Annotated in this window: 13 protein-coding genes; 4 read left to right on the top strand and 9 right to left on the bottom strand. The window is 64.2% G+C overall.

The features are described from left to right. Positions 1 to 320: 320 nt before the first annotated feature. From NDI89_RS13995 to NDI89_RS13965, 7 genes are all read right to left on the bottom strand, one after another. Positions 321 to 1,778, bottom strand: a complete 1,458-nt coding sequence (locus NDI89_RS13995; RefSeq protein WP_277522222.1) for a hypothetical protein — start codon at positions 1,776 to 1,778, stop codon at positions 321 to 323. Between the two features lie 218 nt (positions 1,779 to 1,996). Further along, a complete protein-coding gene (locus NDI89_RS13990) occupies positions 1,997 to 2,923 on the bottom strand; it encodes a phosphoribosyltransferase HisG-related protein (protein ID WP_277522221.1) in 927 nt (308 codons plus the stop codon). Positions 2,924 to 3,004: 81 nt separating this feature from the next. Beyond that, entirely contained in the window at positions 3,005 to 4,702 is a 1,698-nt protein-coding gene (locus tag NDI89_RS13985) for a midas domain-containing protein (protein ID WP_277522220.1), read from the bottom strand. Positions 4,703 to 4,771: 69 nt separating this feature from the next. Beyond that, positions 4,772 to 5,605: an MBL fold metallo-hydrolase gene (locus NDI89_RS13980; RefSeq protein ID WP_277522219.1), complete on the bottom strand. Its 834-nt coding sequence runs from the start codon at positions 5,603 to 5,605 to the stop codon at positions 4,772 to 4,774. 156 nt (positions 5,606 to 5,761) lie between these two features. Next, positions 5,762 to 6,961 carry a DUF7344 domain-containing protein gene (locus NDI89_RS13975; RefSeq protein ID WP_277522218.1) on the bottom strand — a complete coding sequence of 400 codons (1,200 nt, stop codon included), beginning with the start codon at positions 6,959 to 6,961 and terminating at the stop codon, positions 5,762 to 5,764. Between the two features lie 237 nt (positions 6,962 to 7,198). After that, positions 7,199 to 8,248, bottom strand: coding sequence for a diphthamide biosynthesis enzyme Dph2 (gene dph2 / locus NDI89_RS13970; RefSeq protein ID WP_277522217.1), 1,050 nt, complete (start codon positions 8,246 to 8,248; stop codon positions 7,199 to 7,201). Positions 8,249 to 8,358: 110 nt separating this feature from the next. Next, entirely contained in the window at positions 8,359 to 8,961 is a 603-nt protein-coding gene (locus NDI89_RS13965; protein WP_277522216.1) for a HalX domain-containing protein, read from the bottom strand. A gap of 252 nt (positions 8,962 to 9,213) precedes the next feature. Here NDI89_RS13965 and NDI89_RS13960 point away from each other — a divergent pair, with 252 nt between their 5' ends. Together NDI89_RS13960 and NDI89_RS13955 are read left to right on the top strand one after the other, a co-directional pair. Then, complete coding sequence (locus NDI89_RS13960) at positions 9,214 to 10,143, top strand: cell division protein CdpA domain-containing protein (protein WP_277522215.1); 930 nt, start codon at positions 9,214 to 9,216, stop codon at positions 10,141 to 10,143. 96 nt (positions 10,144 to 10,239) lie between these two features. Further along, positions 10,240 to 11,271 carry a disk-shape morphogenesis protein volactin gene (locus tag NDI89_RS13955; RefSeq protein ID WP_226006473.1) on the top strand — a complete coding sequence of 344 codons (1,032 nt, stop codon included), beginning with the start codon at positions 10,240 to 10,242 and terminating at the stop codon, positions 11,269 to 11,271. A gap of 66 nt (positions 11,272 to 11,337) precedes the next feature. Here NDI89_RS13955 and NDI89_RS13950 read toward each other — a convergent pair whose 3' ends face one another. Next, a complete protein-coding gene (locus tag NDI89_RS13950) occupies positions 11,338 to 11,508 on the bottom strand; it encodes a zf-TFIIB domain-containing protein (RefSeq protein WP_277522214.1) in 171 nt (56 codons plus the stop codon). A 172-nt stretch (positions 11,509 to 11,680) separates the two neighbouring features. Between NDI89_RS13950 and NDI89_RS13945 the strand changes: the two genes are divergently transcribed. Together NDI89_RS13945 and NDI89_RS13940 are read left to right on the top strand one after the other, a co-directional pair. Continuing rightward, the gene (locus NDI89_RS13945) at positions 11,681 to 12,076 is read left to right on the top strand and encodes a DUF7961 family protein (protein WP_277522213.1); all 396 of its coding nucleotides are present in this window, start codon (positions 11,681 to 11,683) and stop codon (positions 12,074 to 12,076) included. Positions 12,077 to 12,079: 3 nt separating this feature from the next. Then, on the top strand, positions 12,080 to 12,730 hold the full coding sequence (locus NDI89_RS13940) for an METTL5 family protein (RefSeq protein WP_277522212.1): 651 nt from the start codon (positions 12,080 to 12,082) through the stop codon (positions 12,728 to 12,730). Positions 12,731 to 12,908: 178 nt separating this feature from the next. Here the strand turns inward: NDI89_RS13940 and NDI89_RS13935 are convergent, their stop codons facing one another. Continuing rightward, positions 12,909 to 14,747, bottom strand: a complete 1,839-nt coding sequence (locus NDI89_RS13935) for a rhomboid family intramembrane serine protease (RefSeq protein ID WP_277522211.1) — start codon at positions 14,745 to 14,747, stop codon at positions 12,909 to 12,911. Positions 14,748 to 14,796: the final 49 nt, after the last annotated feature.

Genomic DNA, 14,796 nt, shown 5'->3' with positions numbered 1-14,796 from the left:
GACCAAATGGGGCCACCAGCAGTCGGTGGATACCCGAGCGAGAGCCGTTTGAGAACGACTGCGAGCCGTGTACTCGACGTTCGCAGGGGGAGCCGAACGACAGAACCGTGTCGAGACGGGCGGTTTCCTCGCTCGTCGGAGACCACCTCGAGGGACGGTCGTAATTCGACTTGCCGTCGTGTGGCCAGTCGGTTTCCCGCGGAAAGAACGGTGGCTGTTCCGTGCTGGGGCGGCCCCCCGAAGATCGAACGGTCCCGAGGACACCACTGACGAGTCACGGATACGGGGCCGCGGGGTCGATCGGTTCCCGAGCACGTCCGTCAGGGAAGCGGCGGATCGACGGCCGCCCGCGTGAGGATCAGCAGTCCGACGATCGTGTAGAAGACCATGACGGCCGTCATCGGCAGCTGACTCCGTATCGCGCTCCGGCGCTCCTCGAAGACGTCCATCGCGACGTGGTGGGCGACCCAGACGGCGACGACGTGGCCGGCGACGACGAGTGTGGTCTGCGTAAGCCAGACGGCCTGCACGGGGAGAAGCGGTATTTCGTGGACCGGCTCGAACTCGGCGAGGCCGAGCGGATTCCACCCGAGTCCCAAGGGGTCCAGCAGGGCCAATACGAGGTACTGTGCCCGGAGCAGGAGGTGCGGGAAGAAATGCGAGAGCTGATACGCGATCGCGATCGGCAACAGCGAGAGGGCGAACCGACGAGCGAGGTATCCCTCGTCGGGTGTAACGTCACCCACGAACCGCTTCATTAACCAGGCGACGGTACCGAAGACCTCGACGAACAGCACGAAGCCAACGAGCATCAGGAGCGTCGACGTGAGATACGGGATCGGGAGCGCCGGGACCCCGTTAGCGATCACCGCCCAGTCGGGCGTCCCGAGGAAGCCGTCGAACGTGACCGTGTACAAGATCGCGACGAAGAACGCGAGCGCGCCCGGCTTCCACAATCCCTCGTCACCGTCGACCAGCGCGACCCCGTACATCCGGACCTCGGCGTCCGGCCCGAACGACAGCGGCGCGAACCGCCCCAGATAGTCGAACAGCAGCGTGAACGGATCGGCGTTCCGCAGCCAGGTCTCCGTTCCGAACACGAACATCCCGGCCCAGAGGTACACCGAATACGCGAGAACGATCCCGGCCATCCATCGGGGCGACGCCGAGAACGGAGCGATCACCTCGAGCCAGGCGAACCCGAGAAACGACGCCACGGCCGGTCGATGACCCCACTCGTAGGAGCGTTCCAACGAAAGCTCGCGACCGAAGGGGCTCGTTGCCCGCTCGTAACACGTCTTCCACGGATTGATCGTTGGCCACGTGTTCCCGACAAGGACGACCGAAAACGTGTAGCCGATCCACCACCCGACCCAGACGAGATTCGTCAGCAGGTTCGCGTCCGAGGACTGGGGGCCGAAAAATCCGGCGAGGACGCTCACGACGAGCAGGCCGACGGCGACGAACCGAGCGGCCCCGACCACCGAAGACGACTGGAACACCCGAAGCGGCGTCGTCGACAGACGCCGGGAGCGATACGAAAAGGCCTCGTCACTGCCTCCGGACAGAACGCTCACAGCGACGAACGAGATGACCACGGCGGCACCGCCCGCGAGAAGGAACAGCGACTGCGGAATCCCCAGTTCGTATCTGGCTCCCGAACCGTGGGCTGTCACCGTTCCCGGCAGCACTGCCAGAACCGTTCCAAACAGGGCCATGCCCTTGTAGACTGAAATCTCCGGACGCGTTCTCCACTCTCGTCCGAAGTATCGTTCCACTCGAGTTTCCCCACCGTATCTCATTATGTTATTTCATCTACTAAAAGTATAAAAATAATATGATTCTCCTGTCCAGATTCCGGACAACCGATCGACGGTGTCCCCACTCGATGTCCTGGAGTCGGTGGATCGGAGGGTGCGACACGAGAAAAAGCCGGTTCGTCACCGTTCGGTACGGATCGAAGTACCGAACCGACCGATTTCGAGATCGGGTAGTCCTAGTGGCCGACCGCGAGTTCCGTCTCGAGGTCGCCCCCGTTCAACAACGAGCGAACGAACTCGACCGTTTCGGTCGTCTCCGCCGTGTTCTCGAGCAACACGGTCTCGCTGGGGAACAGCTGCTCACCGAGGAGAAGACCGTGATCGCGGGCCGTGGACCCGGTGACGGTCAGGTAGACCCCCAACCCGGCGTCGGCGATCGCTGCCTCCTCCTCGCGACCGTCGTCGGGGTACCGAAACTCGATCCCCTCGAGCGCCCGCGTCCCGAGCACCGCCTGGACGAGCCGTTCGTATCGCGGTTCGATACAGAGCGGCCCCTCGTAGGTCTCGAGGAAGTCGCGATCGAGCGATCCCGGGGACGGTGCGACATCGGGCGTAGCCAACAGTGTGTGGTAGACCGTATCGCCGAGCCCCGTGACGACCTGGACGTCGGTATCGGCGGGGTTGATCCGAGCGTTGACGTCGGCGATTCGGTCGAGCGGCTCCGGTCGGAGTTCGACGACCTCTTCGAGAACCAGATCGGCGCTGTCGAACCCGAGTCCGAATTCGTGCGTCCGAAGGGCGCGGAACGGTTCCTCGCGGCCCACGAGCTGAATCGCCGCGCCCTCTGGGGCACCGTCGATGCCCCCGATCGGGATCGTGACGCTGTCGAAGACGATCCGTCTCGGTTTCCCGGCGCGGTCGTCCCGCAGGAGCGTGTACTCGGGTTCGGTCGGATCGGCGACGGTGCTGTAGTCGGCGAGACGATGGTAGACGTCCTCCCCGTCGGGATCGAGCGTTCCCTTCGTGAGTGCCTTTTCGTGGCGGAGCGTCGAGGTAATGTCGTCCGCGAGTTCGGGAACGTCGAGGCGCTCCGCGATCCGCTCGAGCACCGACTCGAGCGGTCGCCCCTTTCGTGGAACGGCGATCGGTATCGTCTCACCCATCGACCGATCCTCTACCGGCGACGGATAAACGAGTTGCGTTTCGGGACTCTACGTCGATCACGGTCGGTCCGGTGAACCGACTTATTCCGAGAACATCGATCCGAGCTGGTCGCGCCACTCCTGAATGTCGGTCACGTCTTCCTGCACGTCTTCGAGTTCGTCCTCGACCGTCTCGAGGTCTCCTTCGACGGTTTCCAGGTCGTCTTCGACCGATTCGAGGTCCTCGGACACCGTCGTGACGTCGTCGTCGACCGAATCGATGTCTCCCGCCAGTTCGTCGACCGCTCCCTCGAGTTCGTCGACGTCGTCGTCGATCTCGTTCAGGTCGGTCTCGAGATCGCCGTTCCAGTCGGTGAGATCGGTGACGTCCTCCTCGAGTTCCTCGATGTCGGCTTGCAAGTCCTCGATGAGCTGTGCGCCGGTTCCGTTCTCCTCGAGGAACGTCTCGAGCGCGCCGGTGTAAGCGGCGACCTCCTCGACGCGGTTCTGGAGGTGCTCGACCTTCGCGATGTCGGGGCCCGACGGCTCAAGGTCGAGTGCGGACTGGATGGCGTCGAGATCGTCGTTGTCTACCTCTCCGTCGCGAATCTCGGTCGCGAGACGGGTCGCGATCGACCCGCCGAACTCGGGGCCGGTATTCGGTCCCGTCTCGGCAGATGCGGTCGATCCGTCGGCGTTGTCGGCCGTGGCCGCCGCGGCGGCAGCTTCGACGCCGGTCGTTCCGGGTTCGTCGTCTCCGGTGTCCGGTTCGTCGGTGTCGGTCGTCTCGTCCGGCTCCGGTTCGAGCTCGGACTCGGCGTCGAGTTGCGGCTCGGCTTCGGTTTCGTCGGAGGCAGGTTCCGACTCGTCGTCCGGACCTGCCGCCTCGACGGCGTCGGACTCCTCGATCGCTTCGTCGTCTTCCTCGACGGACGCCGCCGACTCCTCGAGATCGAGATCGATCTCGGTGTCCGTGTCGGTCGGCTCGTCGCCGACGGACGCGTCGCCGGCCTCGGCCGATTCGGTCTCGTCCGTGTCGGTTCCGAGATCGAGTTCGACGGTCGGCTCGTCGTCCTCGTCGTCCCCGTCGGGAGAGTCGGTGTCCGGCTCCGGGATCTCCTCTTCCTCGAACCCGAGGTCGATATCGGGCGTGTCGTCCTCCTCGGCGTCGTCCGCGCCGGCATCGACGGTCTCGGGTTCGGGGTCGACGTCACCGAGATCGAGATCGAGCCCGCTGGCGTCGTCCTCGGTTCCGGCAGCGTCGTCTTCCGCGCCGGAGTCGGCCGACGCCTCCTCGGACTCGTCGGTCTCGAGCCCCGGAACGGAGTCCGATTCGCCGGAGATCATGTCTTTGACGGCCTGGTTCTGATCGTCCGAGACGATGTTTCCGATGACTTCGTCGTCGACTTCGTCGGCGTCCGAATCGTCGTCGGTGCCGTCGCGTTCGACGATCGTCGGCTCGACGAGGAACTCGGCGGCTCGACTCTCGTCGTCGATCTGGATACCGTAGACCGTCTCGAGGCGTTCGCCGGGCTCGAGCGTCGCGGTGAACTCGACGTGGTGGTCCTGAAACGCCGTCCAGTCGTCGCTGTGAAAGTCCGGGTGGAACCCGACTTTGTCCATCGGGAACGATTCGGGAATATCCTCGGAGAGCTGGAAGGTGACGGGGTCGGACCGGTCCGACTCGATCTCGAATCGGATCGCCGGGACGGGAAACTCGTCCGCCGCGAACGTCTTTCGGACGGAGAGTCCGTCGGTACTGACCTCGATCACGTCGTCCGTGTCGGCGGTGCTACTCATATGAACCGAACGTTACCATACCATTACCATAAATTGTACGGACGGACTCATGTCCGAACTGGAATATTTTTACAGCTCGACGCGGTCACCGATCTCGACGACCTCGAGTCGCTGCGGATGATCGAATCCCTTCGCGTGGTGGTGAAGCGCCGTCGGATCGGCAGTGAGCCCCTTCCACATGTCCCAGTGACTCGGGAGGAGTCGATCGCACTGAAGGGCGGCGGCGCACTCGACGATCTGATTCTCGTCGTTGTACCAGCGGGTTCGCTTCGGTTCGCGGGTCTGCTTGTCGGGAATCCGACCGACGGTCCCGAAGGCGAGCGCCGCGAGGTCGATGTCGTACTCGTCGCCGATCCGCTCGAACTCGCCGCTCGGCTTCGTGTCCCCGCCGTGAAAGAAGGTCCCCGCGTCGTGTTCGAACACGTAACTCACCGGGTGGGTCGCGTCGGGATCGTTCGCTTCCTCGACGTGAATCGTGAACTCGCCGATCTCGAACGTGTCGCCTTCGCTGACCTCGGACAGCTGGTCGTCCGTGACGGCCCACTCGTCGGTCCAGTCCTCGTCGTCGCGGGCGACTGCGAGGCTGTCGTCGGGTGCGTAGAATGCCGCGCCCGTGTTCGCGAGGATCGGTGCCTGGCTCGGCCCGTGGACGTGGTCCGTGTGTTCGTGCGTCGCGAGGACGGCGTCGGCATCCTCGACGTCGGTCGGATCGAACGGGACGGGAATCATCCGGACCGTCCGCGGTGGATCGCCCAGCCCGAGATACGGGTCGATGTAGATCGTCGTTCCCTCGGTCCCTTTGACGACGAAACCGTTACAGCCGAGATACCAGACCGCGACGCCGTCCGGATTCGCGTCCTCGACCTCGCGAACGAGCCAGTCTCCCCAGTCGCTTTGAATCATACCGCAGAGTGCGGTGACCGACTGGGTAAATATTGTCATCTCGCACTCGACGACGGTAACGACCGGTGTGCAGTATGCGACGGTGATAACGGGTACGACGAGCCGCGATCAGACCGGGAGAAAAGCGATGGTAGTGAGCGGACGGGCGATCACGGGCTACAGCGAGAACTGGAGGACGTGCTCGTCGTTTCGCACATTGAGTCCGTCGATCCGGGCGTCGAGCATCTGACGCATGAGGACGACGAGTCCGTTACGCGGCCCGTCGCCCAGAATCGCCGTTTCGACGATCTCGGTGTCGTCCCGCGTCGGCTGTGCGAACGTGCCGAGCATCACGGCTTCGCGGTCGGCAAACACCAATCGACCGACTGACTTGCCCTCGGGCCGCAGGTCGAGCCAGTCCGTCTGGGGCTCCCAGAGGACGACTTCGGGCACCCGCTCCCGGACGAGATCGCGCACGCGCTGATCCCGCGAGCCGAGATAGACGTCGACGCCGCGATCCACCGCGTCCTCGATCCGTCGGAAACAGCCTTCCTCGAGCAGCCCCGTCGTCGTGAACATGAGGAAGAGCTCGTCGTCGGCCCGCTCACAGAGGGACTGACCGGTCGCGACGATGGACTCTCGCCCCTCGAGCGTGCGGACGTCGGTCCCTTCGGTGACGGTTGCGGCGGTGTCGTCGATCGTCGCGACGTCGGAAGTGGGCCGAACCCATTCGGTGCGAACGGCGGGATGACCGTCGTAGGAAACCCGGCCGGCGTCAGCGTCGTAGCCGATGAGGGCCGCGTCGCTCAACAGCGGGAGGTGGACGTGAACGAGCGACGTCAGCACCTCGTCCACGCGCTCCTGGGAGACCTCGCGCTCGGTCGCGTCGGCCTCGCGGGCCGCGACGTCACGAGCGAGCGTTTCGGTCGCGATCGGATGGTACTGGTCGCTGAGAACGCCGAGGACCGTTCGGCGACGCTCGTCGGCCAGCGCTTCGAAGACGGCGTCGAGCTCGGCTGCATCGTCGCCGTGCCCGGCCGAAATGGCTGCCTCGAGACCGGCCGCGTCGAACGCCCCGTGCTCGGTCGTTCGGACCGCGCCGTCGACTTCCTCGAGGAGGCCGGCGTCGGTCAGGCGGGGCAGCAGCGTGTGGTGAAGCTCGATACGCGCCCGCTGGTGGTCGTCGTCGGTGACCGCAGCGAGTCGTTTGTCCGCCATTACCGCCGCAAGCTGGAACGCGAGATCGTCTTTCTCGATTCCCTCGAGCGATCGCTCGTGGACGAGACGAACGACGGCCCGTCGGCGGCCGTCGGCGAGGGCGTCGAAGAGACCGTCGCGTACACCGGTCGTAGATCCGCTCGAAGCTGAGTTACTCATCGACTACTGGTCAGTGGCTTAGGTGCAAAAGGACTCTTCCAAACTGCTTTGGAATAAGCACCTCATTACTACCCTACACCACTATATTCAACCGCAAACGAATATTCCTGCCTGTATGTAGTAGATTATTTCTGCCTGTTCGAAAAACATGCAATCTGTGGCGGGTATCACTGTCCGGTGATACCCGGCAGCGAGAAACGGTACTATCGGCAACCCGGCGCGCCGACGGCGACGGCGCTACCAGGTCCCGTGGAACGTGTCGAACGAGAGGCTGTCGAGGGGCTCGTCGCCGACGGCGATCCGGTATTCGCCGGGCGTGAGCATCGGTTTGTGGAACTGCGGGCCGTCGTCGGTCGTGATCCGCGGACAGCCGGTGTTGACGAACGCGTCCATGTCGAAGTTCCGGAGCCGATCCGGCGTCACTTCGTCCATCGTGATGAGGTAGGCGTTGTCGTTGTCGTCGATGATATCCTGGGCCATCTCCCAGCGGCCCTGGCCGATCTTGGTACAGAAGATGACGCCCCACTTCTCGGCGTCCATCGCGCGGTGGATGGCACCGTAGCGCTGTTTCATGAACTTGTCCGTGTCCGCGACGGTGACGACGTTGTTGACCGGGTCCGCGATGACGACGTGCTTGTCGGGGTGTTCCATCGCCAGCCCGAGCGGGTGGAACTTCCCGCCGCCGACGTACAGCACCTGATCCGCGGGCACGTCCGCGCTCGCGTAGTTGCACCCGAGCACCTGCCCCTCGTGAGTGAGCCGGTCGTCGCCGCGTCGACTGTGAACCTCGTAGCCCCGCTCCTCGAGGAAGGCCTTCATCTCGTCGTAGCGGTTCATGTGCTGGGCCGTGGTCACGAGACCGACGCCCTCGGTCTCCTCGGGCGGCTCAAGCGTCTCGAGGGACTCCTCCATGATCGGCGTGACCTCGACGTTGGAGAACAGCGGCACGTAGATGACCTTGTCCGTGTCCTTCATCGGCGAGTGGCCGAAGTGAACGAACACGTCGGTGCGTTTCATCAGATAGGTGTCGAGGTCGCAAGCGCCGTAACACGGCTGTCCCGAGAGCATGAACGTCACGTCGTCGTCGGCCAGCGCTCGGAGGTCGTCGGCGACGGCCGGCCCGCGTCGTTTCAGTCCCTCGGGGAACTGCAGTCCGACTTTCGTCGCGTCTCGCTCCTCGATCGCGTCGACGATCTCCTCGAGTTCGTAGTCCCACTCTCGATCGTGCTTCAGACTCATTCCGGTGTTCCGGAGGTCCCCCTCGGTGTACTCCGACTCCTGACTCATTGGCCGTCCTAACGGCCACGGACGTATATACTGCACGTTGTCTCGAGAACCGTGCGTTCGGTAGCGACCGCCCGTACCGAAATCGGCGCAGGCAACGGTGTCGTCCCCGGTCAGGACCGTTCGCCCGCCTGCTGAAGTCCGCGCGCCGCTTCGACCGTACACGTCTCGAAGACGGCCCGAAAGTCCTCGCCGTCGAAGCTCCTCAGCAGGTCGTCCAGCTCCGAAAACACCTCCTCGAGCCGGTGCCGTGCCGCCACGTAGTTCCCGTCGAACTCGAGCGAGGACCGTCCGCCCGTCCGTGCCTCGAGCGCGCCGCATTCGGCCGCGAGCGTCGCGCATTCGGCCACGAGCTCGTCGTATCGACCGCGACGCAGCAGCCGGTCGACGGTCTCGGAGAGGGCGGCTCTCGAGACGGGTCTGACGAGACCGTCGTCGATATCGCAGTGCCGAGAACTCTCGTGACTGTCGTGAACGATCGACGTGGTCCGGACGGCCGGTCGCCCCTCGAGCTCGTCGACGACGGGGGTCCCGGCCGCCGTCCGGAGTTCGCGGTCGACCAGGACGGCATCGACCGCCTCGATCGCAGAAAGGACGCCGTCGCCGTTCGTCGCCGTCTCGACACGGTAGTCGCGAGTGAGCCACGACTGGAACCTGGCACGCACGTCGGGATCGTCGACTGCGACGAGCACAGTCGGTACGTTACCGGAAACCATTCGAATTGGAAAGGGGTTTTGACCGGATCGTTATCAAACTATGGACACTGGTAACACATCTAATCTCTTCAGTGTCGGCCGGCAATTCTGGCGGAGCTCTGCGATCGGATAGTTTCGGTGGGCCAGACCGAGACACGGCGACCGAATCGCGACGGTGGCGACACCAACGGGGCGATGCGGCGGTCTCGAGAGACGGGACGGGTTCGTTTTCCGTCCAAACAGTCATAGTACTGGAGTATAAATTGAGACCAAATGGCAGCGGAACAGGCCGCAGACGGCTATCTATTCGACATCTATCGTCGATACATCGGTGAACCGGACGACCGGACCGACGTCTACGTCGGATTCGGTCTGTTTCTCGGCGGAATCGGGCTGGCGATCGTCGGCCTCGTGCTCTTCGTCTGGGGGAGCACGTTCGAGGCGCGCACCGCCGACTACTTCGCGTGGGTCGGTCCCGCATACGGAGTCGCGATGGGGTCGCTCCCCGTTACGATGCTGGGAATCGTGGTCCTGCTCCCGTCGGAACGGCGAATGCTGTACACGTCGATCGCCGGCGTCGCGATCACGATCGGTGCGATCGTCGGGTTCCTCGTCGTCTATCCCCAGGACTGGAACGGCTACGGGGCCGACTACACCGTTCAGGTGATCGCAGTGTACGCCGTCGGCCTCGCGGGCATCGCCGCCTCGACGGGTGCCGCGCTGATCGCCCACTACCTCGATATGGCACAGCAGGCCGAGGTGGTCACGACCGACGCCGACACCGACGAGGACGACGACCCGGAACTCTCCGACGCGGAGATCCAGCGGGATATCGACGACGCGATGGAGGGCGTCGAGCTCTCCTGGGGCGGCGTCGAACAGACCGAACACAAGCGACTGAACTTCTCGAGTAACGACCTCGACGACGTCGAGATCGATACCGACGCCGGCACCACGACGACTCGTTCGTCGGGCGTCGATCAGCAAGTTGCCGGTCTCAAGGGGCTCAAAGGCGGCGAGACGAAGCAAACGACCTCGAGTTCGACGGTAGACGATCAGACGGCGAAGCTCAGAGAACTGCGCGAACAGCAGCGAGCCGAGGAGCAAGCGACGGCCGAGGACGACGGTGGGGCCGTCGAAACCGTGACGAAACCCGTTGGAACCCTGTTCGACCGGTTCCGGAATCTCGTAAAGAGGAATTAAAGGCCGGCGACCGAAAGTAATAGCCCCTTGTGTCGTAGTATCAGATCCGAAATTAAGGCACATAGATTTATAATCCGTCGGTTGCCTTGCCCACACATGGCCAAAGGCCTGGACGTCGGAACGATGAACATCCTGTCAGCACAACAGGATGGGAACGACACGGTATTCGTGCAACAGCGTAACTCATTCGTCGAGATCGAGTACTCGGATATGGCCGAGCAGATGCTCTCGCGAAGCGAAGTGCTCCACATTCGCAAGGACGACAAGGTCTACGTCGTCGGCGACGACGCGCTGAATTTCGCGAACATCTTCAACAAGGAGACCCGTCGCCCGATGAAACACGGGATCCTCTCGAACGACGAGCAGAGCGCGATCCCGATGATGAAGCTCATCATCGAGCAGGTCGTCGGCGAGCCCGCCTATCCCGACGAGAAGCTCTACTTCTCCTCGCCCGCAGATCCGATCGACTCGGATCTCTCCACGCTGTACCACCAGAAAACGATCGAGTCATTCCTCGACGATATGGGATACGACTCCGAACCGATCAACGAGGGGATGTCCGTCATCTACAGCGAACTCGCGGACAACAACTTCACGGGACTGGGCATCAGTTTCGGTGCCGGGATGACGAACGTCTGTCTCTCCTACTACGCGGTGCCCGTCATGAAGTTCTCCGTCGCCCGCGGTGGCGACTGGGTCGACGAACAGGCCGCCCGCGCGACCGGGACGCCCGTCGACAAGGTCACCTCGATCAAGGAGGACGACTTCGAACTGGACTTCACGACCGACGTCGGCGGCGTCGAGGGTGCCCTCTCGATTTACTACGAGAACCTGCTCGACTACGTCATCGAGAACATCGTCAAAGAGGTCGACGAGGAGGACGTCGAGGAAGGACTGGACGTCCCCGTCGTCGTCACCGGCGGGACCTCGAGCCCCAGCGGCTTCGAGGCCCTGTTCCGCGACCACCTCGAGGACGCGAACATTCCGTTCTCGATCAGCGACGTCACGCACGCGAACGAACCGCTGTACAGCGTCGCACGCGGTGGCCTCGTCGCGGCCCGCTCCGACGAGGACGCCGAACACCAGCAGGAAGAAGAGGACGCGGAAGCGGCGGCCGCAAACGAGTAAGCCTCGCGCTGCGAGGTTCGATTTCTCGGGGACCGTACTACCGGCCGATGACGCACGCAGCCCCGCTCATTCCTCGTAGAATCGGTTGAACGCGTCCCGCCACGATTCGGGATCCTCGCCTTCGGGTTGGTGTTCGACGGGCACGTCGGCGAACCCACAGTGGGGGCACGTGACAGTCGACACGTCCCCCAACGAGAGTTCTTCGACGGCACCCTGACACCGCGGACACTGCTCCATACCTGTTACTTCCCCGGGGAATCCTTAACTCTATTCGAAAGTGTCGTGGAACTGTGGTCTTGAAGTTTCCATGACCCATCGTTCGTAGTCGAGGACCGCGCGATGACGACTCGATGTATTACTACTACGTATTCAACAAGCTTTTTGTATGCAAGCCATGTATGGCAGGACAATGAGTACGACGACGTCCCACCAGTCAGCGATCGATCGGTGTCGCCCGGCCGACGCCACGCCGGTCGCCCTCGAGGCCGCCGCGCTCGAGTCGACCGCGCCGGCGTATCTGCGCGATTTCAAGCGCGACCTCACCGAGGAAGGACTGGTCCCCGCCGAGTTGACGATCAGTGCGTGTTTCGAGGAAGACTGTTCTCTCGCGACGCAGGAGGAAATCGACCGCATTCGAGGCTACGTTCGCGCGGGCTCGTTCCTCGGTGTCGGTACCGTGACCGTCACCGTCGATACCGTCGCAGACCCACAAAAGGTCCGTCCCGCGCTCGCGGCCTGTGCCGAGCGGGCCGACCGAGAGGGGCTCGCGTTCGACCTCGAGGGACCGATCGCCGTCGACTACTAAGGGATGGCCGGCCCCTCACGCCGCGCGCTCGCCCGCCGGCTCGAGTCGGTCGCGGACTTTTCCGATCCGGACGCGAGCCTCGAGCAGTACCTGACGCCGGCGGAGCTGGCGGCTCACATTTGTCACCTGGCCGGGTTGCAAAATGACCTCGAGGGACGGGTCGTCGATCTGGGGACGGGGACCGGGATGCTCGCGATCGCCGCCTCGCTCGCCGGTGCCGACGGCGTCGTCGGAATCGACGTCGATCGCGACGCGCTGGAGCTGGCCCGCCGGAACGAGCGAACGGTCGCGGCGGCTGCGAGTGGCCATCCCGATCGCACGCTCGAGTGGCTCCGCGGTGACGTCACTCGCCATCCGTTTTCGACGACCGACGCGACCGTGCTCTCTAACCCGCCGTTCGGTGCACAGCGCGGGAACCGACACGCGGATCGGGAGTTCCTCGAGACGGCCAGCGAGATCGCCGCCGTCTCGTACACGATCCACAACGAAGGGAGTCAGGAGTTCGTGGAATCCTTCGCCGGCGACGAGGGCGGCGACGTGACGCACGCGTTTCGGGCCGAACTCCCCATCACGAAGCAGTTCGACTTTCACACCGAGACCGAGGAGACGCTCGAGGCCGAGGTCTTCCGGATCGAGTGGGGGCCTCAGGGGTAACGGATCGTATCAGGGCGTCACCGTCCGCTGGACGTGCAGTCGTCGAGTGACAGCGCGACGAGGGCTCGAGCGGTCCCCTACTGCAGTCACGTGGGGGTGCCACTCCCTTTCCAACCGATTCGATCGCGCGGCTTCGAGTCGCGGTTCGCCAATGGTGAACCGCGCCACCGCACCTCGTTCAATAGCCGTTGTATGTCTCCTCGCTCGCGATCGCGACTCGCGTTCCGTCGGCGGCCGCGTAGACCGTCTCGTTTTCGCGCTCGAAGGATAGTCCACCCGCCGAACTCGTCTCGTTGACAGCCGGAATCTGCGTCGTCTCGACGGCGTCCGTCTCGCTCGAGTCGACCTCGAGAACGAACTCGCCGTTATCGGTGTCGACCGTCACGTTCCGTCCCGCGATCCGGGCTTCGGCTCGCGACTCGTTGGACTCGTGGGCGAGCCGTCGATCCTCGCCGTCCTCCCAGAGCCAGACCTGATAGACGGTGTCGTTACCGACCGGCTGCCAGCCGGTGCGCTCGACGTGGACCGCCTCGCGCCAACCGGGACCACCGACGTAGATCGTCTCCTCGCCCGTAAAGGAGAGTCGCTGCGCGCTGACCGCCTCGAGCCAGAGCTCCCGCCGGTCGCTCGCGACGATCACCCCGCTTCCCTCGAGGCCCTCGTCGCTCTCGAGGGACTCGATACCGATACCGGTGACCAGCTCGTTCTGGACGCCCTCGGCGTATTCGACGGTATAATCCTCGATCTGGATCGCGTCCTCGGTGGACGTCGTGGCGTCGTCGACGACGAGGAAATTCGTGGGAATAGCGACGCCGGCGAGCACGGCGAGGACGATGACGACGGCCGTGAACGCGGCTTGTTTACGGGTCAGATCCGACAGCGAACTCGAGTCGCTGACCCGCGTTCGCGCGCCGGCGGCGATCTCCCGAACGCGATCGATGCGGGCGGTAACGACCGCGTCGACCTGTCCGGCCATCGCGAGCTCGAGCGACCGATCGACCGAGGAATTGACGGTATCGGTCCGGACATTCGATCGACCCGTCCGAGCGAGTAGCCGCCGGAGGCGCGGTGGAACGAGCCGCGTCTCCGAGGCGGTCATCGAGAGCGTGACCACGAGCGCGAGCACGGCGACGACGGCGACGCCGGGACCCTGGAAGAGAACGTACGTGTTCTCGCCGCCGAACCAGTAGATCGCCCAGAGCCGTTTCGAGAAGCCGAAGAGGAGGACGGCGAGCCAGAGGTGTAACGGATCGGGGCGGGCACCCCGCCGCTCGAGGAGCGCGATGCCGAGGACGAAGCCGACGAAGAGGCCGAGCGCGTGGCCCTGAATGGCGATGCCGGCCCAGGACGGCGGCGACGGGGGACTCGGTTGGGCGGTATAGACGTTGATCGGCTCCTGCAGCGCGTAGTAGAGCCGCAGGATGACGCCCTGAACGCCGAGCGTGCCGACGATCGTGACGATCGGATAGTGAACGATCGCGAAGCCGGCGAAGGCGAAGACGACGCCCGAGAAGCCGATCACGGGACCGAGCGCGAACAGGCTCGAGAGCAGGCCGATCCCGATGACGAGCAGCGGGAAGAGGACGAACGCCCGGAGTCGCGGGTTCGTTCGCCACGAGTCGGTTCGGAGGCGATCGCGTTCATCAGGGTAGTGTCCCCAGGCGTACTCGGCGATCGGTGCGACCACGACCGTTCCAGCCAGGTTCCCCACGAGGTGTCCGGGGCCGGCGTGAGAGAACGACGCCGTCGCCATCCCGAGCGGGTAGAAGTACGACCACGTCCGATACGGGATCGTCACGGGATCGTCGAAGTTCGTGATGCCGTCCTGAACGAAGAGATAGACGCAGAGGACGAACGTGATGACGACGATCGAGCCCCACGGGACGCCGTAGACGAGCCGCGCCTGAAGCACGTCGCGCCAGCGTCGCACCGGCCGGTGAACCAGTCTCACGACCGCGATCGACCCCACCAGCGCCGCGGCGACGGCGACCGTCAACAGGGTCGCGAACGAGAGCATGTCCCGTGGTTCGAACGGACGCGTTTAGTGATTTGCCATCAGCGACCCC

This window comes from Natrinema salsiterrestre (assembly GCF_029502005.1).
Taxonomy (GTDB): domain Archaea; phylum Halobacteriota; class Halobacteria; order Halobacteriales; family Natrialbaceae; genus Natrinema; species Natrinema salsiterrestre.
Note: the sequence above shows the minus strand (reverse complement) of the source record. Positions and strands in the feature narration are given on the sequence as shown.